At 59.5% G+C, this 25,471-nt stretch carries 27 protein-coding genes; 5 read left to right on the forward strand and 22 right to left on the reverse strand.

What is annotated here, in order from left to right; translation table 11 throughout:
* A partial coding sequence (locus EXY20_RS39300; RefSeq protein ID WP_167859679.1) for a hypothetical protein occupies positions 1–412 on the forward strand: 412 nt, incomplete at its 5' end.
* 617 nt (positions 413–1,029) lie between these two features.
* Here the strand turns inward: EXY20_RS39300 and EXY20_RS32380 are convergent.
* Entirely contained in the window at positions 1,030–2,529 is a 1,500-nt protein-coding gene (locus tag EXY20_RS32380; RefSeq protein WP_135556566.1) for an MDR family MFS transporter, read from the reverse strand.
* Positions 2,530–2,627: 98 nt separating this feature from the next.
* Positions 2,628–3,836 carry a threonine synthase gene (locus EXY20_RS32385; RefSeq protein WP_135556567.1) on the reverse strand — a complete coding sequence of 403 codons (1,209 nt, stop codon included), beginning with the start codon at positions 3,834–3,836 and terminating at the stop codon, positions 2,628–2,630.
* Positions 3,837–4,001: 165 nt separating this feature from the next.
* Between EXY20_RS32385 and panD the strand changes: the two genes are divergently transcribed.
* Positions 4,002–4,409: an aspartate 1-decarboxylase gene (panD, locus tag EXY20_RS32390; RefSeq protein ID WP_135556568.1), complete on the forward strand. Its 408-nt coding sequence runs from the start codon at positions 4,002–4,004 to the stop codon at positions 4,407–4,409.
* Between the two features lie 50 nt (positions 4,410–4,459).
* Positions 4,460–5,224: a YheC/YheD family protein gene (locus EXY20_RS32395; RefSeq protein ID WP_135556569.1), complete on the forward strand. Its 765-nt coding sequence runs from the start codon at positions 4,460–4,462 to the stop codon at positions 5,222–5,224.
* A 17-nt stretch (positions 5,225–5,241) separates the two neighbouring features.
* Here EXY20_RS32395 and EXY20_RS32400 read toward each other — a convergent pair whose 3' ends face one another.
* A complete protein-coding gene (locus tag EXY20_RS32400; RefSeq protein ID WP_135556570.1) occupies positions 5,242–5,940 on the reverse strand; it encodes a response regulator in 699 nt (232 codons plus the stop codon).
* A complete protein-coding gene (locus EXY20_RS32405; RefSeq protein ID WP_135556571.1) occupies positions 5,937–6,812 on the reverse strand; it encodes a sensor histidine kinase in 876 nt (291 codons plus the stop codon). Before EXY20_RS32405 ends, EXY20_RS32400 begins: the two co-directional genes overlap by 4 nt.
* A gap of 273 nt (positions 6,813–7,085) precedes the next feature.
* On the opposite strand from EXY20_RS32405, the gene EXY20_RS32410 reads away from it, so the two are divergent.
* The gene (locus tag EXY20_RS32410) at positions 7,086–7,466 is read left to right on the forward strand and encodes a c-type cytochrome (RefSeq protein WP_135556572.1); all 381 of its coding nucleotides are present in this window, start codon (positions 7,086–7,088) and stop codon (positions 7,464–7,466) included.
* Positions 7,467–7,571: 105 nt separating this feature from the next.
* Here the strand turns inward: EXY20_RS32410 and EXY20_RS32415 are convergent, their stop codons facing one another.
* From EXY20_RS32415 to EXY20_RS32430, 4 genes are all read right to left on the reverse strand, one after another.
* Positions 7,572–8,330: a DeoR/GlpR family DNA-binding transcription regulator gene (locus tag EXY20_RS32415; RefSeq protein ID WP_135556573.1), complete on the reverse strand. Its 759-nt coding sequence runs from the start codon at positions 8,328–8,330 to the stop codon at positions 7,572–7,574.
* 94 nt (positions 8,331–8,424) lie between these two features.
* Positions 8,425–9,624, reverse strand: coding sequence for a carbohydrate kinase family protein (locus EXY20_RS32420; protein WP_235886301.1), 1,200 nt, complete (start codon positions 9,622–9,624; stop codon positions 8,425–8,427).
* Positions 9,621–10,793, reverse strand: coding sequence for a Gfo/Idh/MocA family protein (locus tag EXY20_RS32425; protein ID WP_135556574.1), 1,173 nt, complete (start codon positions 10,791–10,793; stop codon positions 9,621–9,623). The genes EXY20_RS32420 and EXY20_RS32425 overlap by 4 nt, the downstream gene beginning before the upstream one ends.
* Entirely contained in the window at positions 10,790–11,635 is an 846-nt protein-coding gene (locus tag EXY20_RS32430; RefSeq protein ID WP_135556575.1) for a class I fructose-bisphosphate aldolase, read from the reverse strand. Before EXY20_RS32430 ends, EXY20_RS32425 begins: the two co-directional genes overlap by 4 nt.
* Positions 11,636–11,823: 188 nt before the next feature.
* Between EXY20_RS32430 and EXY20_RS32435 the strand changes: the two genes are divergently transcribed.
* The gene (locus tag EXY20_RS32435; RefSeq protein WP_135556576.1) at positions 11,824–12,372 is read left to right on the forward strand and encodes a cupin domain-containing protein; all 549 of its coding nucleotides are present in this window, start codon (positions 11,824–11,826) and stop codon (positions 12,370–12,372) included.
* A 69-nt stretch (positions 12,373–12,441) separates the two neighbouring features.
* Here the strand turns inward: EXY20_RS32435 and EXY20_RS32440 are convergent, their stop codons facing one another.
* The 14 genes from EXY20_RS32440 to tkt all read right to left on the reverse strand — a co-directional run bounded on the left by EXY20_RS32440 (position 12,442) and on the right by tkt (position 25,353).
* On the reverse strand, positions 12,442–12,822 hold the full coding sequence (locus EXY20_RS32440) for a response regulator (RefSeq protein ID WP_135556577.1): 381 nt from the start codon (positions 12,820–12,822) through the stop codon (positions 12,442–12,444).
* A 162-nt stretch (positions 12,823–12,984) separates the two neighbouring features.
* A complete protein-coding gene (locus EXY20_RS32445) occupies positions 12,985–13,809 on the reverse strand; it encodes an alpha/beta hydrolase (RefSeq protein ID WP_135556578.1) in 825 nt (274 codons plus the stop codon).
* 37 nt (positions 13,810–13,846) lie between these two features.
* Entirely contained in the window at positions 13,847–14,413 is a 567-nt protein-coding gene (locus tag EXY20_RS32450; protein ID WP_135556579.1) for a nitroreductase family protein, read from the reverse strand.
* 17 nt (positions 14,414–14,430) lie between these two features.
* Complete coding sequence (locus EXY20_RS32455; protein ID WP_235886302.1) at positions 14,431–15,231, reverse strand: alpha/beta hydrolase; 801 nt, start codon at positions 15,229–15,231, stop codon at positions 14,431–14,433.
* 44 nt (positions 15,232–15,275) lie between these two features.
* Positions 15,276–16,304 (reverse strand): FecCD family ABC transporter permease, encoded by a 1,029-nt coding sequence (locus EXY20_RS32460; protein WP_135556580.1) that lies wholly within the window; start codon positions 16,302–16,304, stop codon positions 15,276–15,278.
* Entirely contained in the window at positions 16,297–17,304 is a 1,008-nt protein-coding gene (locus tag EXY20_RS32465) for a FecCD family ABC transporter permease (protein WP_135556581.1), read from the reverse strand. Before EXY20_RS32465 ends, EXY20_RS32460 begins: the two co-directional genes overlap by 8 nt.
* A gap of 21 nt (positions 17,305–17,325) precedes the next feature.
* On the reverse strand, positions 17,326–18,366 hold the full coding sequence (locus EXY20_RS32470; protein WP_135556582.1) for an ABC transporter substrate-binding protein: 1,041 nt from the start codon (positions 18,364–18,366) through the stop codon (positions 17,326–17,328).
* A gap of 111 nt (positions 18,367–18,477) precedes the next feature.
* Positions 18,478–20,226 carry an AraC family transcriptional regulator gene (locus EXY20_RS32475; protein ID WP_135556583.1) on the reverse strand — a complete coding sequence of 583 codons (1,749 nt, stop codon included), beginning with the start codon at positions 20,224–20,226 and terminating at the stop codon, positions 18,478–18,480.
* Between the two features lie 415 nt (positions 20,227–20,641).
* The gene (locus EXY20_RS32480; protein WP_135556584.1) at positions 20,642–21,400 is read right to left on the reverse strand and encodes an ABC transporter permease; all 759 of its coding nucleotides are present in this window, start codon (positions 21,398–21,400) and stop codon (positions 20,642–20,644) included.
* Complete coding sequence (locus tag EXY20_RS32485) at positions 21,393–22,160, reverse strand: ABC transporter ATP-binding protein (protein WP_135556585.1); 768 nt, start codon at positions 22,158–22,160, stop codon at positions 21,393–21,395. Before EXY20_RS32485 ends, EXY20_RS32480 begins: the two co-directional genes overlap by 8 nt.
* Positions 22,161–22,173: 13 nt before the next feature.
* Positions 22,174–22,524 (reverse strand): DUF1048 domain-containing protein, encoded by a 351-nt coding sequence (locus EXY20_RS32490; protein ID WP_135556586.1) that lies wholly within the window; start codon positions 22,522–22,524, stop codon positions 22,174–22,176.
* A 9-nt stretch (positions 22,525–22,533) separates the two neighbouring features.
* On the reverse strand, positions 22,534–22,881 hold the full coding sequence (locus EXY20_RS32495; RefSeq protein WP_135556587.1) for a DUF1048 domain-containing protein: 348 nt from the start codon (positions 22,879–22,881) through the stop codon (positions 22,534–22,536).
* Positions 22,878–23,186, reverse strand: a complete 309-nt coding sequence (locus EXY20_RS32500; RefSeq protein ID WP_328592611.1) for a PadR family transcriptional regulator — start codon at positions 23,184–23,186, stop codon at positions 22,878–22,880. Before EXY20_RS32500 ends, EXY20_RS32495 begins: the two co-directional genes overlap by 4 nt.
* A gap of 166 nt (positions 23,187–23,352) precedes the next feature.
* Positions 23,353–25,353: a transketolase gene (tkt, locus tag EXY20_RS32505; RefSeq protein ID WP_235886303.1), complete on the reverse strand. Its 2,001-nt coding sequence runs from the start codon at positions 25,351–25,353 to the stop codon at positions 23,353–23,355.
* Between the last annotated feature and the right edge of the window lie 118 nt (positions 25,354–25,471).

Here is a 25,471-nt window from a genome sequence, read left to right on the forward strand (position 1 = left end):
TCGTGTGTTGGTTCGTTTGTTGGTTCGTTTGTTGGTTCGTTTGTTGGTTCGTTTGTTGGTTCGTTTGTTGGTTCGTGTGTTGGTTCGTATGTTGGTTCGTGTGTTGGTTCGTGTGTTGGTTCGTGTGTTGGTTCGTTTGTTGGTTCGTATGTTGGTTCGTGTGTTGGTTCGTTTGTTGGTTCGTTTGTTGGTTCGTATGTTGGTTCGTGTGTTGGTTCGTATGTTGGTTCGTGTGTTGGTTCGTATGTTGGTTCGTGTGTTGGTTCGTGTGTTGGTTCGTTTGTTGGTTCGTGTGTTGGTTCGTTTGTTGGTTCGTGTGTTGGTTCGTTTGTTGGTTTGTTTGTTGGTTCGTTTGTTGGTTTGTAAGTTGATTCGTGAATTGGTTCGAGCACTGGTTTGGATTGTGGTTTGAATTTTTCATCGGGCACTGATAAGGGTATTGGCGTCTATATTGTATTGGGCTTGCGATCCGTACGTTTATTTCTGATAGCGCAGGTCAAAGTGTAACCTTGATCAGCCTATTCGTGTGTAACAAATAAAAGTGAGTTTTTCTAAACCGGAAAATGAGATTGCAGCGAACGCAGATTATAATTGAATACGATACTGTGTTGAGCCTCAATTGAGCGAATGGGATAACGAACAGAGCATGCATGAAAGGAACATGCGAGGAAGAAACATCCACGGAAGGAATAGTGAAGGAATAATCAGGTGGAGGAGTAGTAAGTACCGGAGGAAGAGACGTGCATTCACGACCACGCCAGCCGTTCCGTTAATGCTTCTCGACGGCTCTCCGATATGCTTTCCTGCTGTTCGCTAATCTGCAAAAAGGAGTCGAAATTGAGCCATTGGGATAATGAGCGGAAGGAAGTGGCTCCTAAGCTACCACTCCCCCCAGCTGCTGCTGCCCGCAACCTGCTTCTCCCGCTTCTCCTTCTTCACACTGTCCACCCAACACGTATGCCGCCCTGGAAGGACAAAACCGCCAAGGTTTATCCCTGGCGGCTTTTGTTTTGATTTTTGATGCCGATGTTAAGCCGCTTGGCGTTTTTCTTCTGCCGGAGCTTTTACCCGTTTCACGAAGAAGCCGATGACAAGCGCCAAGATTCCCATACCGAAAGCAAACCAGAACGCCTGATGCATCCCGGCTACCATGCCGCTCACTTTGGCGGCCGGCGCGGTTGGATCTTCAACAGTTTTCATGTAGTTTTTGGTGCCGGCGGACATGATGCTGATGAACAGCGCGGTGCCGATCGCGCCGGACACTTGCTGCAGCGTGTTCATGATCGCCGTTCCATGCGGGTACAGGCTGCGCGGCAACTGGTTGAGTCCCGACGTCTGCGCAGGCATCATTATCAAGGAAATGCCAATCAACAGGATGATGTGGAGCGTTACGACATAACCGGCTGTCGAGTCGGCATCCAGACGGGTAAACAGCCAAATGGAGAACACCATCAGGATCAGCCCCGGCACGACAAGCACACGCGGGCCGAATTTATCGAACAATTTACCGGAAACCGGCGCCATAATCCCGTTGATGATGCCGCCCGGCATAAGGATCAAACCGGATTTGAACGCGGTCATCAGCAGCACGTTTTGCAAGAACAACGGCAGCAAAATCATGGTGGAGAACAAGGTCATCATCAACACCAGCATCAGCACGGTGACGAGCGAAAACATCGAGTAACGGAACGCACGCAAATCGAGAATCGGCTCTTTCACGACGAGCTGGCGCCAAATGAACAACAGCAGCCCGATGCCTCCGGCCACGATCGTCCAGACCACTTCCGGACTCGTCCACGAACCTTCGCCCGCTTTGCTGAAGCCGTATACGAGACCGCCGAAGGCGATCGAAGAAAGCAAAATGGACAGGATATCCACCCGCGGCTTCGTAATTTGCGAAACGTTGCGCAAATAAATCCAGGCAAAGATGATCGAAAATGCCGCGAGCGGCACGACCAGCAAAAACAGCCAGCGCCACGACATCGTATCGATGATCAGTCCCGCCAACGTCGGTCCGATCGCCGGTCCGAACATGATGACAAGCCCCATCATGCCCATGGCGCCGCCGCGCTCTTCGGGCGGATAGATCGCCAGAATCGTATTCATCATGACCGGCAGCAGCAATCCTGTGCCTAACGCTTGTACGATGCGGCCGACCAGCAGCACTTCGAATGACGGCGCCGCGCTGCAAATGATCGTACCGGCAAAAAACAACAGCATGGCCGACAAAAACATTTGCCGGGTCGTAAACCATTGCTGCAACAATGCCGTCACGGGAACGAGAATGCCGATGACGAGCATGTAGGCCGTTGACAGCCACTGGATGGTGGATGGCTCAATGTTGAATTGTTGCATCAAATCGGGAAATGCAATGTTAAGCAACGTTTCGTTCAAAATCGCAACAAATGCGCCGATAATCAGCGCGGCAACAATCGGTCCCCGTTTGATGCCGCTTGTATTGACCGGTGCATGTCCTTCTGCGCTTGCAGGGTTCACAAGATACCTCCTCTGGGCTTGGCGCTCAATCATTAGTGCGGCAATAGTATGTTGTACCTGTAAAATAATAATACACCTCGCCCGGATTGTGAACCCTGTCACCTCAGGAAAAAACAATTAATAGCTATATTTTACATAGCTGTGACGCCATACTTCTGCGCATGCGCCGTATTGAACAGCACGACGCGGTCGCGATCGGTGACGCAGCCTTGCGCCGCAAGCTTCAACAGGCCCGCCAACGTCGCCGCTCCTTCCGGCGAAGCGGACACGCCCATGCCGGCCAAACGCCGCTGCGCCTCGGCAATTTCCGTTGCGCTGACAGCCATGGCGCTGCCCTGCGATTCCAGCACGATCGAAACGATCAGGCCCCCATCCGGCGGTGCCGGTACTCGCATGCCGGTCGGCTGCGAGGTGACGCGTTCGTTTGGCGTCGGCCGGAAGACGGCCCGCGGCGTCAAGCGCCGCTTATCCGCTGCAACCCCAATGGCGGCTGTGTCGCGCGACGCGGCGAACCCTTCCACAACCGGCACGCAGCCCTCCTCCTGTACGCAAACAAAGCGCGGCATCGGGTCGTTCACCCAGCCGAGCGCCTGCAGCTCCCGAAACGCTTTCCACATGCCGATGACGCCGGAACCGCCTCCTGTCGGATATACAATGACATCGGGCAGTTTCCATCCAAGCTGCTCCGCCACTTCGTAGCCCATCGTTTTCTTCCCTTCGACGCGCCCCGGTTCCTTCATCGTGCCGACGTGGTACCAGCCGTTCTCGCGTACGCCAAGCTCAATTCGTTCTCCGGCTTGATGGATCAACCCGTCGATCAGTTCGATGGCCGCTCCATAGTAGCGGCATTCGTCGATGATCGGCGCAGGGCAATCCCGCGGCAGCGCAACGGTTGCCTTCATGCCCGCTCTTGCCGCGTAAGCGGCGAGCGCGGAAGCGGCATTGCCGTTTGACGGCACCGCCGCATGCCCGGCGCCGCGCTCGTGAAGCAACGAAACGGCGACGGACATGCCGCGCGCTTTGAAGCTGCCGGTCGGATTCTGCTCCTCCCGCTTCACCCATACTTGCTTCAGCGACAGTTGCTCCTCCAGCCGGTGCATGCGAATGAGCGGCGTCCCCCCTTCGCCGAGCGATACGATGCGCTCCTCCTTATGCACCGGGAGAAGCTCCCGATATCGCCACATCGTAAACGGACGCTCTTTCAGCTCCGATTTCGACATTGTGCGGACAGCGCGCTCCAAATCGTAGTCGACCAGCAGCACCCCGCCGCATTCGCATTTGCCCATCAATTGAAAGGGATAAGTTTTTGCGCAGCGCACACAGAGCAACCGGCATTTCATCGTGCAAGCCCCCTCAGCGAATGTCCCTCCCTTCCAAAGTACACATCAGGCGGTTGACGGGTGGCGGCGTTGGCCTACGGGCGGACGTAATCGTTACGAACGCCTATCGCAACCGCAACCGGGGCGACATACATTGTGATAAACCGTCTAGGAGGATGCCGCTGCATGCTTCGATTGATGTGCAAAGGGAAAATTCACCGCGCCACCGTAACGGAAGCCGATCTCGACTATGTCGGCAGCATTACGATCGATGCCGCCTTGATGAAGGAAGCACGCATCATGCCCTATGAAATGGTGCAAATTACAAGCCTGCGCAACGCCACGCGCTGGAAAACCTACGCGATCCCGGCGCCTTCCGGCTGCGGCAAAATCGGCCTTAACGGCCCGCCTGCGCACTTGTTCCAACCAGGCGATGTCGTGATCATTTTAAGCCTGGGATTGATGAACGAGGAAGAAGCAGAGCAACTCAAACCTCGCGTTGTTTTCGTCGACGAGCGCAACCGCGCGGTTCGCGTGGAGGAACATGGCGTCATCATTGAAGAACAGGAGCTAGCCCGGCAATCGGAGACATGATTATGACTTGATTATGGCGGGCAACAGCCCGGAGAAAAGGAGACGGGGCATTGGGAAAATGGGAGCTTCACCGCTTCTATGCGCAAGACGCCGCGATCGCCCGCCACATGCCGGCTGCGGCGCCGCTGAACAAACGCTCGTTTCTCCGGCTGCTGACGCAGTATGGGTCCGTATACGTCAAACCGAATTACGAGCATCGCGGTGCCGGCATCATGAAAGCATGGAGAAACGCGGAAGGCAAATATATTTTCGTGAGAGTGCGGGGAAGGCGTACGCAGCTGCGCACCCTGGACGATTTATACGCAAGGGTAAGGAACGGGGCGGCCGGAAGACGGCACATCGTGCAACGAACGATCGATCTGGCGCAAATCGGCGGCCGTCGTTATGATGTGCGGGTGATGATGGTCCGCGGCGGCAGCGGCGCCTGGCAGTACGTCGGCATGCTGGCCAAGGTGGCCGGACCGGGCAGCGTTGTGACGAACGTCTCGCGCGGCCGGGGTTACGCGCTGGCGATCGAGCCGGCGCTGTCCCGCTCGCTGGGGGCGCAACCTGCGCGGATCGCCGCGATCAAGCGGCAGCTCGTCCATCTCAGCTACCGCATAACACGGCGTTTCAACTCCTACAAATATTCGGCCCAGATCGGCATCGACTATGGCGTTGATAAGCAGGGGCGCATTTGGCTGATTGAAGTCAATTTCGATTATCCATCCCACGTGTTGTTCAAACGGCTTGCCGACAAAACGATGTTCCGGAACATCAAGCGCACGCTCGCCGACTACCGGCGTATTCAGAAACGGTTCGCCTGGCACGGGTAAGCAAAGATAAGAGCTCGCTATTCTTTGATCCAACCGCGCTCGTAAGCATACCTTGTCAACTGCACGCGATTGGCCAACTGCAGCTTGTGCAAAATGTTTTTCAGATGATTTTTGACTGTATGTTCGGAAATAAACAACGCTTCGGCAATTTCGCGGTTGGAGTGGCCGCGCGCCACCCAGGTCAGCAACTCGCGCTCGCGCGAGGTCAAAGGCGCTCCGTCCGACGCGGGCGCCTTGTCTGCCGCAGCCGCATCGCGTTGCCGGTCCGCGTCGCCCCCGTCCTGTTCTCTGGCAGCGAACTCCTGCAAAATCCGATTCGCGAGCTCGCGCGACATCGGCGCCTCGTCGACGGCTACCGCTTTCAGGTAGTCGTGCCAGGAGGACATTTGGACATGCTTGAGCAAATAACCTTGTGCGCCTTGTTTCAACGCTTCGAACAAACTTACGATGTCGTCGGAGACGGTGAGGACCACGATTTTGACGTGGGGGAACCGCTCCTTGATCCGTTTGGTCGCCTCGAGACCGTCCATTCCCGGCATATTGATATCCATCAGAACCAGATCCGGCATATGGACGGCGGTCAGTTCAATCGCTTCCAGCCCGTTTCGCCCTTCCGCAATCAGTTCAAACGCCGGATCGCTCTCCAATATATAGCGAATCGCTTCGCGCGCATCGGCGTGATCGTCTACCGCCAACACACGGATCGGCTTCATCATCTCAAACCCTCCTTGCGCCGCAATTCCAGCACCGTGCGGCCTTCTTCGCGCGCAAAACGCCACAACCATCCCAACTCCGCCGCCCGTTCGCCAATAATGCGCAACCCGTAACGGTTAGCCGCCGCGGCTTCGCGTCCGATCTGCGGCCAATCGGCAACCGCCGCCTCCGAACCGTCGTCCTTTATGCGGCAAAACCACCCCTGCCCCTGCCCCTCCGCATCCGCTTCGATCCATACGTTGCCCGCGTCGGCATGTTTGCGCACGTTTTGCAGCGCTTCCCGCACCGTGGCGTACAGCTCGACCTTTTCCCGTGACGACAGCCCTTCCTCCGGCAATTGCCACGCCACATGGGCCTTCACGCCGGTATCCCGCTCAAAGCTTAACGCCAGCGACCGGATCGACTCGATCCACGGCCGGGTATCCGCTGCAGGCGAAGAACGCAAGCCAGCGATCGCCTGGCGCACGTATTCATCCGTCTGCCGCACCGTTTTGTGCAGCTCGCGCACGTCCTTGAGCGGCTCCTGTCCGTCCGGGTCGCCGGCAAAACGTCGCTCCAGCCGATCCACCTTGACCGACAGCAGGAACAGCGATTGCGCAATCCCGTCGTGAAGCTCCCGAGCCAGCCGCTCGCGTTCGACAAGCGCCGCTTTCGACGCCCGCTCCCGCTGCAATTCCTCCTGCGTTCCTTCCATGCGTTTAAACAGCATCCGCAGCAATGTAACCGAAACGCCGAACACGATGAACGGCGCCAGCACGTTGCCCATCTCCATCGACATATAAGGCAGCAGCAGCTGGTGGCGCACATATTCCCATAACCCGATCGTCAGTGTCGGGATAATCAGAATCAGCCCTTTGATATCGCGGTACTGCACGGCAAATCCTCCCGGAATCGATGCATACAAGCCTCCCCTTTATCTAACCATATAATGAAGGAAAAGAACATCGCCCGGTCGGGCTAATCTCGCGTTTCCCCCGCCGCGTCTCACGAAAGGTTTGACTATTTTGTGAACCCGCCGGGCGGATGGCCCCGATTTGTGCCGGGAGTCGCCCCGGCAAACATAGCTTGCTCAAACTTCCTGTGTTATAATTGGTTCTGAAAATCCGCCGGGAATACACAACGATTCACAATCAGGAGGAACAAGCGCATGTATAAGTGGGTTATGGCAGTGCTGCTGTCCGCAGCTTGCATTGTCGGCGTCGTTACGCTGATCGTGCAAACGAACGATCATTCCAAGGAAGTCGCCAGCGAGCATGAAGGCGGCGGAGCGGCGGCCGGCGGTATGCCGACGGTAACGCTCGACGCAGCCGCTGCGGAAACGGTTTTCAAACAAAGTTGCGTCGCTTGCCACGGCGCGAATCTGGAAGGCGGAGCCGGACCGGCACTGAAAACGATCGGTTCGAAGCTTTCGGATCAGCAAATTTACAAAAAGATCCAGAACGGCGGCGGCGGCATGCCGAAGTTCAAAGGACAAATCAAGGACGAAGATACCGCCAATTTGGCGACATGGTTGGCTTCCCATAAGTAAGCCGCAAGATGGCGGCACAGCACGGCGTACCGCAAAAGATGGCTGCACGTCACAAAGGCCCCGCATCGTTCGATGCGGGGCCTTTGTTGCATGCGCTCTTGCGTGTCAGTCCGCCGCGATCTGCAGCGGCGTCTCGCGGATCGCCTCCGCCAGTTCGCCGTCCGGGGCCCGGTCGCAAACGATCCGGGCGACACCGTCCAGCGCGGCGAACGTAAACAAATCGCGCGCGCCGAACTTCGTATGGTCTAGCAGCACATTCGTTTCCGCGGCTTGCCGGATCGCGGTTCGCTTCAACTCGGCTTCATGCATGTTGGAGTTGCAGAAGCCGTGGCGAAGATTGCAGCCGGTTGTGCCGAGGAATGCCCGGTCGAGCGCCATGCCCGACAGCATGGCAACCGCCGCCGGACCAACCAGCGTCGATGTCCGCTCGACCAGCACGCCGCCGGTCACGATGGTCGATATGCCGCGCTGCTGCAGTTCGCCGGCGATGTTAAGCGCGTTGGTGACGACCGTGATGCCGGCGTCCGCCGGCAAATGCCGCACCAACTGCAGCGTCGTCGAGCCGCCGTCGACGAAGATCGATTCGCCCGGCAATACGAGCGCGGCGGCGATGCGGCCGATGCGCGTTTTCTCCGCGAGCATCACGGCGTAACGCTCATGCAGCTCGATATCGCGGCCGTGCGCAATCGCGCCGCCGAACGTGCGGCGCGCCAAACCGAGCCGCTCCAGTTTCTCCAGATCGCGCCGCAGCGTCATTTCGACGACGTCGAAACGCTCCTTGAGCGCCGCCAGTTTCACTTCCCCGTCGCCGGTCAGCAAATCCACGATTTGCTGCTGGCGGCGATTCAACCGCATGTCTGTCATTCAGCACCTCACGAATCCGCCTGATATGCTTCGATTATCGCAGCAATCGGCTGTCGAAGCAACGAGGCCTTGCCGCGGCGAGCCGCTGCCCCGGCTAGCGTTCCGTCACGGCACTGTCGTTCGGGCCGCGCCACACCGGGCCCGCCGGCTTCCAGCCGCCGCCCGCCGCCGGCAGCGCCAGCTCGCGCTTCGCCCAGCCGGCGGCGATGCGCCCGCGCACGGCGGCAAGAGACGGCACGCCGCTTGTGGCATCGGGCCGCTCGACGTTGCAGGCGCCGACCGCTACCGCAAGATCGAGCGCCTCCTCCGGCGGCAGCCCTTGCAGCCAGCCGGCAAGGAAGCCGGCGATCGTACAGTCGCCGGCGCCGGTCGTGCCCGCCGCCTCCACACGGTAGCAGGCCGCCGCCAGCTCGCGCCCGGTCCACGTCGCGCCCGCACCCATGGCGGCAATTCGCCCGGCATCCGCCGACGTGCGCATGTACAAGCCGCGGTCGCCGAGCTTCAGCACCACGACGCCGGCGCCCATCGCCAGCAGCCGCTCCGCCAGCGCCGCCAGCAAGCCGCCGTCCGCATGGGCAAGCGGATCGGCGGCGCCATGCTCGCGGCACAAGCGGCCGTATTCGTCCGGCATCAGCATGGCCATCGTTTCGTCGAAGCTCGGCAGGAACAGGTCGACGTGCGGCAACGCCCGCGTCAGGATGGCGCTCCAGTCTGCGCGTCCGGCCGGCGAATCGGGATCGGGCCGCGCCAAGTCGAGCGATACGGCGAGTCCGCGCGAGCGAACGAAACCAAGCAGGCGCTCCAGTTCGGCGCCGCCGCTCTCATACATCCGCCGCATGAGCGGCGGGTAACCGAAATGAAACAGCCGCGCTCCTTGCAGTTCTTCCTCCCGCACATCCGCAGCCGTGAACGTATCGTTGGCGCCCGTGCAGTGCAGGAAGACGCGATCCACCTGCGGCGGATTAAGGACGACGGTATAGGACGTCGTTTCGCCCGCCGCCACAATCATCCCGTCCGCCAGCCCGGCACCGCTCTCGCGCAAAATGTCGGCGATCGCCCCGCCGAACCGGTCGTCGCCGATTTTGCCCATCAGCTTGACCCGGGCGCCGAGCCGGTGCAGCGCGATGCCCGTATTGGGCACCGCGCCGCCCGTGGCGATCGCTGCCGGTCCGACGTCAATCAGCTTGCCGGGCACGAGCAGCGCATCCAGGCCTGCCGGCGAATGGCGCATGGCCGGAATCAGATCCAGGCAAATATGGCCGGCGACAATTACATCCGCGCCGCCGCGAGTCACAGCGCTTCCTCCCAATCGATGGCCACCGCGCTGGTGTCTCGTTGCGAAGCAAGCGCCGCCGTAAACACGCGGTGGCTGCCTTCCGCCTCCGCCGGCGTCGCGCAATAAAACGGCTGCATCATCGCCCTGCCGTCAATCGACGCCGCCACTTCGTCGCAGAACGCCGCCCACATCTGCAGAATGGAATCCGAAAACCCGAACTCGAAGATGCTTCCCGTAATCGCCTTGTAGGCGCCAACATAGGGCACGTCCGCCACCTGCCACGCCTGTTTGCCGCCGGGCCGGTACGGCATCGAAGCGAGCTGCTTCGGATTCTTCGTCGAGTACTCGGCGGACAGCTCCGTTCCCGCGATCCGCAGAAACCACGTATTCGCATGCCCCGGCGCGATTCGCTTCATAGACATGACGAGCGGGAACGACTGGTCTTCAGCGGTGGCATCGCAGGCGAGAATTGCGTTGTCCCACGTTTCGCAAGGCACCGGCGCGCCACTCGCATCGGGCCGCTCAAGCACGATGTTGGACAGCAGCGCCCGTACGGTGCGCGGCTTCCAGCCGAAGCGCAGCGGCAAATGCAGCACGTGCATGCCAAGATCGCCCATGCAGCCGTATTCGCCGTTGGTAGCGATGCGGCGTTTCCAATTGATCGGCTTCGTCGGATCGAGATCGCTCGAATGCCAGAAACCCGCTTCAACTTCGATAATCCGCCCGAACTTGCCTTCGTTCACCCACTGGACCATTTGCTGCACCGCCGGAAAAAACGGAAATTCGGACGCGCAGCGCACAATTACGTCCGGACGGGCGTCAAGCGCCTCGCGAATGCGGCGGTTGGCTTCCGCGTCGATGCCGAACGGCTTTTCGCCGAGCAGATGTTTGCCGGAAGCAATGATATCGGTATAAAGCCGGTCATGCAGGTTGTGCGGCACGGCGCAATACACCGCGTCGATTTCGGGATTGGCCAGCAGCTCCTTGTAGTCGCTGTATGCGTACTGCACGCTCGGAACCCGGTCGCTGAACCACTGCGCCGCCGCCGGAACGGCGTCGCATACCGCCACAATGCGCGGCTCGAACGTGACGTCGGTCAAATGGCACCACCGGGCGGCGGCGCTGGCGAACTCCTTGCCCATCAGGCCGCAGCCGATAACGCCGAAACGAATGACCCGTCTGCTCATCGCGCGACCCCCCCACCCAGAAGCTCAATCGCTTCCTCAAAGGTTGCGCCTTGATGGACAATCGCCATCAACGCGCTTGTCATGCCGCCCGGGTTCGGATGCTGGATGACGTTGCGCCCGTATACGATGCCGGACGCCCCTTGCTTCATCAGCTCGATCGTGCGCGCGACGATCTCTGCGTCGCCGGCCCTGCCGCCGCCGCGCACAAGCACCGGAACGCCGGAGGCGACTTCGATCACGCGATGGTATTCGCTCACGTCGTCGCACGGATCGGCTTTGATCACGTCGGCACCAAGCTCGACTGCCTGACGGACGAGCGGCATAATGAGGCCGATGTTGCCGTCGACCATGTAACCGCCTTTCGTTTCGTTCGGCAGCATTACGAGCGGCTCGACCATCAGCGGCATGCCGTACCGCTCGCACGCCGTCTTGAGCGCGGTTACGTTGCGCACGCATTGTCGGTGCAGCTCCGGCTGGTTCGGCAGCAGCAGCAGGTTCACGCACACGGCGACGGCGTCGAGCCGAACCGCGTGCAGGATCGCATCGTCGATCAGCTCGCTGAACAAGACAGCCGGCAGCGTCTGGCCGTAAATGTTGGCGGCGTCGGTACGCAGAACGAGACCGGGCTTGCTTTTGCCGGGAATGTCCTGCAGCTGGCGGGCTTGCCCTACGGTGAGCTGGATGCAATCGGGACCGGCGGCGACGATCGTGTCGATCGCCGCTCGCATGTTTTCGATACCGGCGAGAAAGCCGGCCTCATTAAAAAATCCGTGGTCAATCGCCACGTCGAAGCATTTGCCTTGTTCGCTGAACATGCGTCGCAGGCGAGGTGTTGCCGTCATGAGTCCACACTCCATTTTGTCCGAATATAACCACAATATAACGTCATACCTGCTAATTGTCCACTACAAAATGTTCGTTTGTAACATTTTATAGCAACAAAATCGATTTGACAAGTCATTGCTTTTGCCGTCCGGCCGATTTAGAATAAATGCAACATCGCCACCCGCGAACGAAAGGAAGATGCGCCATGCTTACCGCCAAACAGGTTGCCGATTTTCAACAGGAAGCCGCCCGTCGTCTGCGCGAAAGCGGCATAGCGCTCGCCCCGCACGAACAAGCGCAAATCGAAGCGGCCGATTTTGGGCTGAACCAATTCGAAACGATGGGGCTCGGTCTGCTCGTTTATGTCAATACGGCGCGCGTCTGCGCCAAGGAGCTGATTATGCTGCCGATGCAGACGTGCCCGGAGCATCGACATCCGCCGATTGACGACAGCAATCCGGGCAAGGAGGAAACGTTCCGCTGCCGCAAAGGCACCGTCTATTTGTTCGTGCCCGGCCCGCGCACCGAACGGCCGCAAGCCGTGCCGCCCGCGGACAGGCAATCGTACTACACCGTCTGGCACCAGATCGAGCTGAAGGCCGGCGACCAGTACACGATCTTGCCGAATACGAAGCATTGGTTTCAGGCCGGCCCGGAAGGCGCGATTGTCACCGAATTTTCCACGACCAGCTTCGACGAGTTCGACGTGTTCACCGATCCGGAGATCGCCCGCGCCACGAAGATCGTCGACTGAAGGCGCCTTAATATCGTGAGACGAGAGAAAACCGTCAGGAGCTTTCCTGACGGTTCGATTCGCTTGCGATTATTTTTTTCCCGCTTCGATCGCTTGCGACACCTTGTGGAGCGCTTCGACCACACGTTCCTTCATGAACGGCTTGACCAGAAAGTCGGACGCTCCAAGCTGGATCGCTTCTACGATCCGGTGCTGGTGCCCGACCGCCGAACACATGATGACTCGCGCGCGGGGGTCGAATTGGCGAATGGCCCGCAACGCGTCCACGCCTTCCATCTCCGGCATCGTAATGTCCATGGTGACGAGGTCGGGACGGTATTTTTTGTACTTGTCGATCGCATCCAGACCGTCCACCGCTTCGCAAACGACCGTATGGCCGGCGCCTTCAATCAACTGCCGCAGCATGATCCGCATGAATGAAGCGTCGTCAACCACCATTACCGTAGCCAAACGCAACCCTTCTTCCTTCGTGGTTCCGTCTAGTCTACCAAACCGTTCTGAACAAAATCTGAACAATTTCTGAACAAGATCTGACAAGCTGCCGCGAATTGTTCAGTTTTTCAATTACGGGCGGCGAAAACGGACGAATAAGCCAAATTGACGGCCTATTGCTCAGGAGCCGAACCGCGCCGCATGGCTGAGCAGCACGGGCAGCACCGACAAGTGCCCTTCGCCGGCGAACTCGCGATATTCGGCGCGCACGCCGAACGACGCCAGCGCCGCCAGCCGCTCCGCCTGCTCGCGCGCGTTGGCGTTCATCCCGCTCGGATGGCCGTCCTCCAGCTCGCCGGCGGCGAGCAGGACGTCGGCCTCGAGCCGCTCTGTCCGCACCCGCGCCGCAAATGCCCGCTCCCGCTCCCGCAAGACCCCGCGGTTCCAATGAATGGACGGGCTGCCCGCCACATACGTGCGGAACGCTTCCGGCCGCGTGAACAGCATATGCAGCACGAACAAGCCGCCGAGCGAGTGGCCGATGAGCTTGCGCCGGGAGCGGTCGAGCGGGAACCGCCGCTCCATCGCCGGCATCAACTCGCCCACGAGGAACGACGCGAACATGTCCGCTCCGCCCATCGGCGGCATCAGCCGCCCGTCGCGCAGCGAAGGCAGCTCCTCCGGCGGCGCCGGCATCGTAAAATCTTCATAACGCGCCGGCGGGAACGGCTGGTCGGTCGGATACCCGACACCGACCACAACAGACGGCGCCACACCCGACAAATCGCCGCGGCGCGCCTGCAGCCGCACCGTTTCGACCGCCGTGGCGAATACGGCGCCCGCGTCCAGCACATACACGGCCGGATAGCCTTCGTCCGGCGGCGCTTCCGCCGGATAAGCGACGCTGATCCGGTACTCCCGCTCGGCGCCGCCGTGCGCCGTCATCGCAAACTGCACGCTGCGCGGAATCGATACCGGCTGCTCTTCCCGCACCTCTTTTTCCATCTGCCGCTCCCTCCCCTCCTAAGCCTAGCCCGTCGCTTTACGCGCGGTCGATCACGGTCAGCCGGTCGGCGGCCGGAATACGCGGCTGCGCCGTCGGAATTTTCGCCGGATAACCGATGTGCAGGTTGCCGAGCGCCTTCTCCCCGGGCCGGATGCCGACCGCATCGCGGAACTCGGCGACGTGCAGCCACGGGTACGTCTCCCACGTCAGCCCGATGCCGCGCTCCCAGGCGAGCAGGCTGAAATTGTGAACGATGCAGCTCGTCGAGGCGTAATCCTCCTCGCGCGTAATCAGGTTCGGGTCCTCCCGCATGAGCACGGTCATAATCATCGGAATGGTCATGATTTTATCGTAAAATTTCTGCCCGACTTCCTTCTTCCTGCCTGCGTCCGGCTCGCGCTGCTCCTTCATGATCCTCACCGCCTCGGCAATGCGCCGGCGGCCTTCGCCATACGTCAGGATGAACCGCCACGGCTGCGTCATATGGTAGTTCGGCACCCACACCGCCGTATCGAGCAGCTCGCCCACAAGCTCCGGCGAAACGTCGCGCGGCTCGAACGCGTGAATCGAACGTCTCGCCCTTATCAGTTGCGCCAATTCCATCGTAATCCCTCCGTTCGTTACACGTGTTGCGGCTGCGATTGCGCTTGCGGCTCCGGTTCCGTCTCCGGCGCGAACAGCCAGCCGAGCGCGCCCGGAAACCGGCGCACGAAGCATTCCAGCGAATGATCGGCGCCTTCGTCCAGCACGAAAGTCAGGCGGTTGCCCGGCGCGCTGTTCTGCGACAAGATCGCGTACGCCTCTTTGGTGCGCGGCACCATTTCTTTCTGAATGTTCGTTTTCCGCGAGCCCTCAAGGCTGCCGACGTCGATGTAGATGTCCGGACGCGGCTGCGGAAGCGGATGGGCGCGAATATAGTCGATGAAGCCGGGGTACCAGAGCGAAGAGGAGGTGGCGCCGATTTTGCCGAAAGTCTCCGGGCGCAGGTACGCCGCGTACAGCGACACCAGGCCGCCGAGCGATTCGCCGATCAGGCCGGTATGCTTCGCTTCCGGCAGCGTGCGGTATTTGCCGTCGATGTACGGCTTCAGCCGGTCGGCGATAAAATCGATATAAGCGCCGCCCTTGCCGCCAAAATCGTGATACCGCCCGGTCAGCGACGGATGGTACCAAGGCGAATAGTCGTCGACCCGGTCGTCCGTGCCGATGCCCACCAGCAGCAGCTCCTCCGGCACGCCTGCCGCAAACATCCGCTCCAGCTCCTCCAGCGCGCGGCCGGCGGCCGGATCGAACACTTCTCCCCGGTCATGCACGTAAACAACCGGAAACCGCCGGGCGCCCGCAAAATAGGACGGAGGCAAATACAAAAACAGCTCCCTGCGCTCAAACGAATCGTGAACGATCGTGCCTTGCAGATCCATGCGCTCACCTCCTTAAGCTCTTTAGCCCTTGATCTCCTAAACTCTTATGCCGAAGCTTTGGCCCGAAACAACAAATACACAAAATACGGCACGCCGACGATCGCAATTACAATGCCGACCGGCAGCTCCGCGGGTTGAAACGCCGTTTTGGCGATCAAGTCCGATGCCGTGACGAGCAGCATGCCGATCGCGCCGCACACCGGCAGCACGTAGCGATGGCGCTGGCCGACGAGCCGCTTGGCGATATGCGGCGCCAGCAGGCCAACGAAGCCGATGCCGCCCGACACCGCCACGCAGGCGCTGACGATGCCGATGGCGGCCAGCAGCAGCAGCCGCTTCTCCCGTTCGGTCGCCAGCCCCAGCCCCGTTGCCGTCGTTTCGCCGAGCTGGAACAGGTCGAGCGCATACGCCTTGCGCATCATGACGGGCGTCAGCAGCACGAGCCAGGGCAGCGTGGCGACGATATACGTCCAGTTGGCGTTATAGATGCTGCCGGTCAGCCAGACGGCCGCGGTTTCAAAATCTTTGGCGTTCATCTTCAGGGACAAATAGAGCGAAATCGCGCCGAACCCCGAGCCGATCGCAATGCCGCTCAGAACCAGGTTGCGCGGATCGAGCGTGCCGCCGCGCCACGCCAGCGCATAGATGCACGCCGCCGCCAGCAGCCCGCCGACCAGACCAAACACCGGCATCGTCATAACGGCGAGCCAGCCGGTAATTTTCACTTTGCCGGCAAACAGGAACAGGAACGTCACGATCGCCGCCCCCGCGCCCGCGTTGATGCCGAGAATGCCGGGATCGGCCAGGCCGTTGCGGGTGATGCCTTGAATTACCGCGCCGGCAATGCCGAGACCAAAGCCGACGAGCATGGCGATCACGATGCGCGGCAGCCGAAAATCGAACACCACCAAGTCGTAGTCGGCGTTCGGATGGATGCGCAGCAATGTTTTGGCCACGTCGAGCGGCGCGATGTCGAACGTGCCGTTCGTCACGCTGACGTAGACGGCGGCGGCAAGCAGCAGCAGCAAAGCCGCCAGCGTTGCGGCGAATCGCCGGTTGTCGTTTCTACGCATGCCGTCCCCCCTTGGTGCGAATGAGGCAGAGGAAAAAGGGGACACCGATGACGGCGGTGACGACGCCGATCGGCGTTTCGAACGGCGCGTTCATGAACCGGCTGCCGATATCGCAAACGGCAAGAAATACGGCGCCAAGCACGGCCGACAGCGGAACGATTTTGCGATAATCGACGCCCGTGAAATATCGCGCGATATGCGGGATGATCAGGCCGACGAAAGCGATTTTGCCTGCCAGCGCGACGGAAATGCCGGTCAGGATGACGACCGCGAGCGTTGCCCCCGCTTTAACCAGCGCGCTGCGTTGGCCGAGGCCGGCCGCCACGTCGTCGCCAAGCGACAGCAGCGTGATCTGCTTGGACAGCAGCGCCGCCAGCGCCAGGCCGACGATCGCGAACGGGATCGCCAGCCGGAGCAGCGACGGATCCATCTGGTGCAGCCGGGCGTTGAACCAGAAGCTTATCGTTTGCGATACTTGAAAATAAGACGCCATCGCCGCCGACACGCTGCTCAGGAAGGTGCCGACGATCGTGCCGAGAATGGCCAGCCGTACCGGCGACAAACCATCCGGTAGCAGCGTGGCAAGGCCAAACACGAGCCCGACGCCAAGCGCCGAGCCGACAAGGGAATACAAGATCAGCTCGAACGGCGTGGAGCCGCCCGGCATGATGACCGTGCACAGCGTAATCGCAAAGGCCGCCCCGTCGGAAACGCCCATGATCGAAGGAGACGCCAAATAGTTGCGCGTCATCCCCTGCATCAGCGCGCCGGATACGGCGAGAAAGGCGCCGATGAGCAAACCGCCGACCGCGCGCGGCACGCGCGAGTGCACGACGATCTGGTGGTCGATGTTGCCCGCGTCGAAATGAAACAGCGCGTCCCAAACCGTGCGCGCGTCGATGCTTTTGGCCCCGAGCCAGACCGAGCAGACGAACGCCGCCGCTATGACCAGCGGCGACGTCGCGAACAGAATGACGGGCATCGTGAAACGGATTTTCATCGGGTTGATCGCCTTGTCGGATTAGTTGACGAGCTTGTCGACAGCCGCCTTCAGGAAGTTGATTTTGCTCCACGCCGTGCCGCCCTGGGCCAACGGATCGACGACGTTGACGAACACTTTGCCGGTTTTGACCGCATTAATGCTTTTCCAGATCGGATTGCTTTGCAGCGTTTCCAGCGCCTTCGGCGCTTCCGCGTTCTCTTCCTCGGAAAATTGCACGAACAGGTAGTCCGGGTTCATCTCGCTGAACTTCTCGAGCGAAATGACTTGCTGCGCTTTCGCTTCCGTCAGCTGCGACGGCACCGCAAAGCCAAGGTCGGCGTACAGCGACGGATTGTAGAACACGTCCGCCGGATAAATGTTGATGCTGCCGCTGCGGATGCGGATGACAGCGACCTTCTTCGATTTGACGGCGTCGCCGAGCTTTGTCTTGGCGGCGGCAAGATCGGCTTTATAGCCGTTGATCGCCGCTTGCGCCTTGTCCTTCGTTCCGGTCAAGTCGCCCAGCATCAGCAGGTTCGCTTCCCAGTTGGAGGCAATGTGCGAAACCGGAATCGTGGTGGCGATTTTGCCCAGATTATCGGTCGTTTCCTGCGGGAATTTGGTCGTGCCGAGGATCACTTCCGGCTTCAGCTTCAGAATCGTTTCCAGATTCGGCTGCGTTTTTTCCCCGATGGATTCGGTTGCGCCCGTGATGTCCTTGAACATCGCCGGAAATTTGCCGCCGACGGAGATGCCGCCGATCGGCTTGATGCCAAGCACGAGCGCGTCTTCCATCGCTTCGAGGCTGCCGGTGATGACGAGCTTTTCCGCTTTTGCCGGGACGGTGTAATCTTTGCCCAGGTAGGAAAGCGTTCGTTTGGCGTCCGACTTCGGGGATGCCGAAGCGGAAGCCGACGGACTTGTCGCCGGGCCGGCCGACGGGCTCGCGCTCTTCGCCGGACTGACGCTTGCCGACGGACTTGCGCTTGCCGCGGTGTTCGTCTCCTTTTTATCCGAACCGCAAGCCGCCAGCGCCAAGACGAGGCACATAGCAAGACCCGCACCGATTGTTTTTTTCATGATTTTTGCCAATCTCCTCTCATCGCCTGTATCGTTTTATTTGAGAATGATTCTCGTTATTGATTATAGGCGATGAGCCATCGGCGCACCATGGACGAAAACCGGAATTATTCATGGACATTCGCCGGAAACGATCCGGCCGACGTGATCGACGATCCGCTCTTGCGCCAGCGCCGAATACTCCCGCCACGGATCGGACGGAATCGCATGCGCCTTGCCATCGCGCACCGCCCGAAGCTGCCGCCATGCCGCGGACTGCTGGAACGATTGCCAGAAGGCGAGCGTCTCCGTTTCCTGGCAGACAAGCACAAGCAGCCGGTCGGGCGCAAGCGCGGCCAGCCATTCCGGCGTCAATGCCGCTTCGTACATCGGGCGCTCGTCGGCCCAGGCGTTCGCCACCTGCAGATCGCCGAAGAGCACCTCGGCCATATTGCGGTTGCAGCTGGCGTATACGGTGCGCTTCAGCACCCGCAGCGTCAGCCAGCGCTCGCCGCCGGCCGCGCGTTCGATCAGCCGCCGGGCCGCTTCGGCTTTGCGGTTGTACTGCGCCAGCCAGCGTTCGGCTTCGTCCGACTCGCCGAGCAAGGCGGCCAGCCGCCTCAGCTGGGTGCGGCAATCCCCTTCCTCTTCCGGCATGCAGAAGACGGGGGCGATGCGCGCCAGCTTCTCCCGGTCGGCATCGCTTTCGCCCAGCGAGCTGATGATGATGTCGGGCGCGTTGCCCTGCAGGGCGGCGAAGTTGCCGCTGCGGTTGCGGTCGGCCATGAACGCGTCGAGATGGATCGGGATGTCGTGGCGGTAATGCTCGTAATAATGCGCGCTCCACTTCGGATGAAGCGGCGCGGCGAACGGCACGATATGCAGCGGCAGCAGCTGGCCGATCAGCGCCGGGCGGTCGACGGCGATGCGGCGGCGCCGGCTCTGCATGTATTCGGAGGGGGCGATGCCGGTTTCTTTCTTGAACTTGCGGCTGAAATAAAATTCGTCCCCGTACCCGACCTGGTGGGCGATCTCGCGCAGCTTGCCTTCCGCTCTGGCCATCAGCCGCTTCGCTTCGTTGATTCGCAGCGCGGCGATGTAGTCGCCGACACTGTCGCCGAACGTCTTCTTGAACAGCTCGCCAAAATATTTGGGGCTGATCTCGGCGAGCCGGGCGAGCTGGTCGAGCGGCAGCGGTTCGGCGAAATGGCGGTCGATGTGGCGTTTCGCCCGCTCCAGGCCGGTCGTCGCGTCCGCCTGCCCGCGTCGGCCGAAGCCGAGCTTGCCGATCCGGTACAGCAGCTCCTGCAGCGCAAGCTGCGCGCGGAACCGCTCGAGCGCGGCCGGGCTGCCGCTTAGGCCGCGGATCGTTTCGAACTGGGCGGCCAGCGCCGGCATGTCTGCCGCCTGCAGCCGCAGCTCGCCGCCGGCAGGCAGCGGGCCGCCCGCCTTCACGCGGCGCAGCCGGTTGCGGCTTCGCGCGGCCTGCTCGAACACGTCGAAGCGGACAATCAGCAGTTCGGCCGCGTCGGCAGGTTTGTCGCCTGCCGCGCCGAACGTTTGCTCCGGCGGGCATATGTAGACGGTGTCGCCGCGCAGCCGCCACGACTGTTCGCCGACGGACAGCCGCGCCTGACCCTGGCCCATAATGAGCGCGTGCGACAGCGACAACTGCTGCTCGAGCCGCGCGCCCTTCTCCAGCCGGACGCGCTCCGCGCCGCACAGCCGGAACAAGAAGCGGTCGAGCGGCAGCTCTGCGGCGGCGGAGGCGGCGGGGTTGGCACCGGCTCCGGCGATGGCGGGGGCGGAGGTGGCAACGACGGCTCCGATGGCTGTCGCCGCGGTTGCTCCGCTCGCGGTGACGGCGGTTTCTTTTGACATGCTGGTTTTCTCCTTTCGTTGCGTTTGATGGAAGGTTGCTGCTATTGGCTTGAAAGGATTTATTTTTATGATAATGATAATTATTATCAATTATTTTCGCCAACTTGTCTACCCATATCGTCACGATAACGGTGTTGCGGTCGCGCTCTTTGTCGCTCCCCGTTGTCTTGGCCGGCAGCTTTGTTCGGGTGCGTGTTTCATCTCAGCGAAATAAGCCATCTTATATAGCCTATTACGTTAAAAATGGGCAGTCGCCTCAAAATAGCCAGTGTTTTCATTGGCTATTCGTGCGGATCTGCCCGGATTGACGCTGTTTAACCCAAATAGCCAGTGTTTTCACTGGCTATTTTTGATGAGTCCTCCGAAATGGCGCCAATAAGCCATTTTTCATGGCTTATTTCGCCCAGCCGAACGTTCAGGCTCTCCGTTTGTATGCACGCACCGCAAACAGATACGCGACGATCAGGATCCCGAAGCACCACGCAAGAGCGAGCCAGATATCATTGCCTGCCGCTTGGCCCGACAATAGCGCGCGTATGGTTTCTACAATGGAAGTCACCGGCTGATTTTCGGCAAAAGCGCGTACGACGGGCGGCATCGTTTCGGTCGGCACAAAAGCCGAGCTGATGAACGGCAGGAAGATAAGCGGATAGGAAAACGCGCTCGCGCCTTCCACCGATTTTGCGGACAGTCCGGCAATAGCCGCTACCCAAGTCAAAGCCAGCGTAAACAGCACGAGGATGCCGGTTACGGCAAACCAGGACAGCACCCCCGCCGAAGAACGAAAGCCCATCACAAGCGCCACAAGAATAATGACGACGACCGAAATGGCGTTGGATGCCACCGAGGTCAGCACATGCCCCCACAGCACGGAAGAACGCGCAATCGGCATGGAGTGGAACCGCTCCATGATGCCCCGCTGCTTATCCAGGAACAGACGGTAAGCCGTATACGATATGCCGCTCGCAATCGCAATCAGCAGAATGCCGGGCAACAGGTAGTTCACATAGTTGTCCGTACCGCTCCGGATCGCGCCGCCAAACACATAAACGAACAGCAGCATCATCGCAATCGGAGTGAGGCAAACCGTGAAGATGGTGTCCATGCTTCGCATAATATGGCGCATGGAACGTCCAAGCATCACGCTCATGTCGCTGAAAAAGTGTTCATTCATTATGATTTCCCTCCTTTGTGCCAATGATGGCGAGAAAGATCTCCTCCAACGAAGGTTGTTTTTCCACATACTCCGTCTTTGCGGGCGGGAACAGCTTCTTCAGCTCCGCAAGCGTGCCGTTGGCAATGATCCTCCCCTTATGCAAAATCGCGATTCGATCGGCAAGCTGCTCCGCCTCATCCAGGTACTGAGTGGTCAGGAATACCGTTGTGCCGCCGCCGGCAAGCTCCTTGACAATTTTCCAGGTTTCCATGCGCGCCTCGGGGTCAAGGCCTGTGGTCGGCTCGTCGAGAAAAATGAGCTGCGGTTTCCCGATCAGGCTCATCGCAATGTCGAGTCTTCGGCGCATACCGCCCGAATAGGTGGACACCCTGCGGCCTTCAGCCTCAGTCAAGCCGAAACGCTTCAGCAGCTCGTCGGCCACTTGGCGCGGATTGGCCAGGTGTCGCAGCCTGGCGATCATAAGCAAATTTTCGCGACCGGTCAAGATCTCGTCCACGGCGGCGAATTGCCCGGTCAAACTGATCGCATTCCGCACATTCCCGGGTTTTGACGCGATGTCAAATCCGTTGACGGTGGCGGTGCCTCCGTCCTGTTCGAGCAACGTGGCGAGAATTCTGACAACTGTCGTCTTGCCCGCGCCGTTTGCGCCCAGCAGGGCGAATATTTCGCCCCGCTTCACTTCAAAATCGACGCCCTTCAGCACTTCCGTGTCTTTGAAGGACTTCCGCAACCCTTTCACCTCAACCGCCAGTTCCATCCCGCCACCCCTTTTACTTTTTTTTATCCGTAACCTTTTTGATGGCCTTGTTAACTTTCCGGTTAACCGATTCTTGATAGAGGTCAGCGTAAGTTTTGGAATCCTTGATCAGATCGTCGCAGAAAGCGGCTACGTCGCTGCCCGTCACTTCGAGCACGCCTTTCCCCAAGGCCGCCCCCTCTTCAAAAAGATCGACAATCCCCGAGAGCAGCCCCGTTCCCTCGGTCAGCTCAACCGGGCCGACTTTGAACAAATATTTTTGCATTTCTTTATACACGATCTGATAATCCTGCGGGAGCGTTTTGACGCGCGCCACATGCGCTCGCCACTCTTTTTTGCCTTCGATGATATCCTGTATGCTCATGTTATCCTCCTATTTGCCTAATTTTTTGGCGATCGTTTTGTTGAGCTGCTCGCGCCACTTGTCGCGAACCGACTTTGCCCCTTCTTCCCCGGCCAGCGCGGAACAGAAGCCTTTGATATCCTCACCCAACACTTCATCGACACGCTGACCGTCCGCTGCCGTTTCTTCGAGCAGGCCAACCACGCCGTCCAGAATCGGCATGAGATTGCGCCCGGTGAAATCGGAGTGCGCCCAAAGATTGGCGTTAATGGTTTCCCATGCCTCTTGATAATCGACCGGCAGCTTTTTGACTCGCGAATCAAAAGCTTTCATTTTTTTCGTCATGTCGCTGCCGGTAATTTTTTCCCAAATATTCATTCTTTTTTCTCCTTTAACTCGTTCATTTTGGATGAGACGAACTCCCATTTTTCCCAGAACCTCAGCAGTTCTTCGCGCCCGGCGTCATTGATCGCGAAAAACTTTCGCGGCGGCCCCAAGTCGGAGGGCTTTTTGGTGATCTCCACCAGCTTGTTTTTTTCAAGTCGGATCAGGATGGTGTATACCGTTCCCTCCACAACATCTGCGAAGCCGAGGGCGTTCAGTCGCCGCGTAATTTCGTAGCCGTAAGTTTCTTGGCGGCTTATGATGTCAAGGACGCAGCCCTCAAGCACGCCTTTGAGCATTTCCGTCAGGTTTTCCAGCACAATCACTCCTTGGTACTTTGTATAACTGGTATGCAGTATTACTTACTACCACTATAAAGTAACACGCAGTAGCCGGGATGTCAATAGCGTTTGCATCGTCACAAACCAAAAAGGAGCCGCATCCGCAGCTCCTCCGCTTTCTTTATTACAGACTCAGCAACTGCTTCGCCAATTGCACGACATTTTTCACGGAAAAACCGAAATATTCCATCGCTTCGCCGCCCGGTCCGGAAACGCCGAACGTATCGATCGACAACACCTTGCCGTCTTTGCCCGCATAGCGCTCCCATCCTAATGAAATGCCGGCTTCGATGGTGATCCGCTTCGTTACGGAATCGGGAAGAATGCTTGCCTTGTAGCTTTCCGGCTGGCGGTCGAACAGCTCGCGGCACGGCATGGCGACTACGCGAACGGAGATTTGCTCTTTCTCCAGTTCCGCTTTGGCGTTCATGGCCAGTGACACTTCCGAGCCGGTTCCGATCAGGACGACGTCCGGCTTGTCGTTCGTTTCCGCCAGAACGTACGCTCCTTTGCTTACTTCCGCCTTGTTGGCTTTGGTCGCTTCGTAAATCGGCAAGTTCTGCCTGCTCAGCACGAGGGCGACCGGCCCTTCCTTCTTCTCGAGTGCGTACGCCCATGCACTGGCAGTCTCATTCGCATCGGTCGGCCGGATGACCGTCAAACCCGGTATCGTGCGCAGCGCGGCCAAATGCTCCACCGGCTCGTGCGTAGGTCCGTCTTCCCCGACGGCGACGGAATCGTGGGTGAACACATAAATGACCGGAAGCTTCTGCAGCGCGGCCAGACGGATCGAAGGACGCAAATAGTCGCAGAAAACGAAAAACGTGCTGACGAACGCCTTGACGCCGCCATGCAGCGCCATTCCGTTGCCGGCGGCTCCCATCGCGTGCTCGCGAACGCCGAAGTAAACGTTGCGGCCGGCATACGATTGCACCGCAAACTTCTGCTCGCCTTTGATATCCGTCATCGTCGAATGGGACAAGTCCGCGCTGCCGCCGAAGATCGAAGGGACGGTTTTCAGGTAGTGGTTGATCGCTTCGCCGCTGGCGACGCGGGTCGAGATCGATCTGGACACGTCAAATGCAAGAATGTTTGCGGCATCGACCGTTACGGCGCCGCCGATCGCCTTCGCCAGCTCTTCGCCCTGCGCAGGGTATTGCTGCGCATAGGAGGCTACCAGACGGTTCCACTCTTCTTCTCTGGCCGCGCCTTTGGCTTTCCATTTGCCAAAATGCGCCCTGACCGGCTCCGGCACGACGAACTCTTCCTCGTAAGGCCAGCCGTATACGGCTTTGGTCGCTTTCGCCTCGTCTTTGCCGAGCGGATTGCCGTGCACTTTATTCGTTCCCGCTACTTTGCTTCCGTATCCAATTATCGTTCGGACTTCGATTAGCGTCGGTTGCGAATCGTTCCGCTTCGCGGCGGCGATCGCTTCGGCGATCTGCGCGATGTCGTTGCCGTCTTCGACGCGCAAGTATTGCCAATTCGCCGACTCGGCTCTCTTTTGCATATTTTCGCTGAATGAAAGGTTAAGCTCGCCATCCAAAGAGATGTCGTTCGAATCGTAGAGCACAATCAATTTGCCAAGCTTCATATGCCCGGCCATCGACATCGCCTCGTAGGAGATTCCCTCCATCAGACAGCCGTCGCCGACAAGCGCGTAGGTGTGATGATCAATCACCGGGAAGCCTTGCTTATTGTATTTTGCGGCCAAATGGGCTTCCGCCATCGCCATCCCCACGGCATTGGCAATCCCTTGCCCGAGCGGGCCGGTCGTGGCATCCACGCCATCCGTGTGCCCGAATTCGGGATGTCCCGGCGTCTTGCTGTTCAGCTTGCGGAACTGCTTCAAGTCGTCGAGCGTCACCGCGTAGCCGGACAAATGCAGGAGGCTGTACAACAGAGCCGAGCCGTGACCCGCCGACAAAACGAAGCGGTCGCGGTTGAACCATTTGGCGTTGCCCGGATTGTGCCGAAGGTGGCTGGACCAAAGGGCGTAAGCCATTGGCGCGGCGCCCATCGGCAGCCCCGGGTGCCCGGAATTGGCGCTGTTGACGGCGTCGATGGACAGCGTTCGAATCGTGTCTATCGACAGTTGTTCGATCGATTGCATATTCGTAGACATGTTACTCTCCTTTTCGATAGGGAAATTGGAAGTGAACGGTTTGGATTTGAGCTATGGCTTCTCACTCGCAGTTTCACTATAATACGATTAACACACATGCATGTAATCGATAGTTTTC

The sequence above is a fragment of the Paenibacillus cymbidii genome (assembly GCF_004764705.1).
GTDB classification, from domain to species: domain Bacteria; phylum Bacillota; class Bacilli; order Paenibacillales; family NBRC-103111; genus Paenibacillus_AN; species Paenibacillus_AN cymbidii.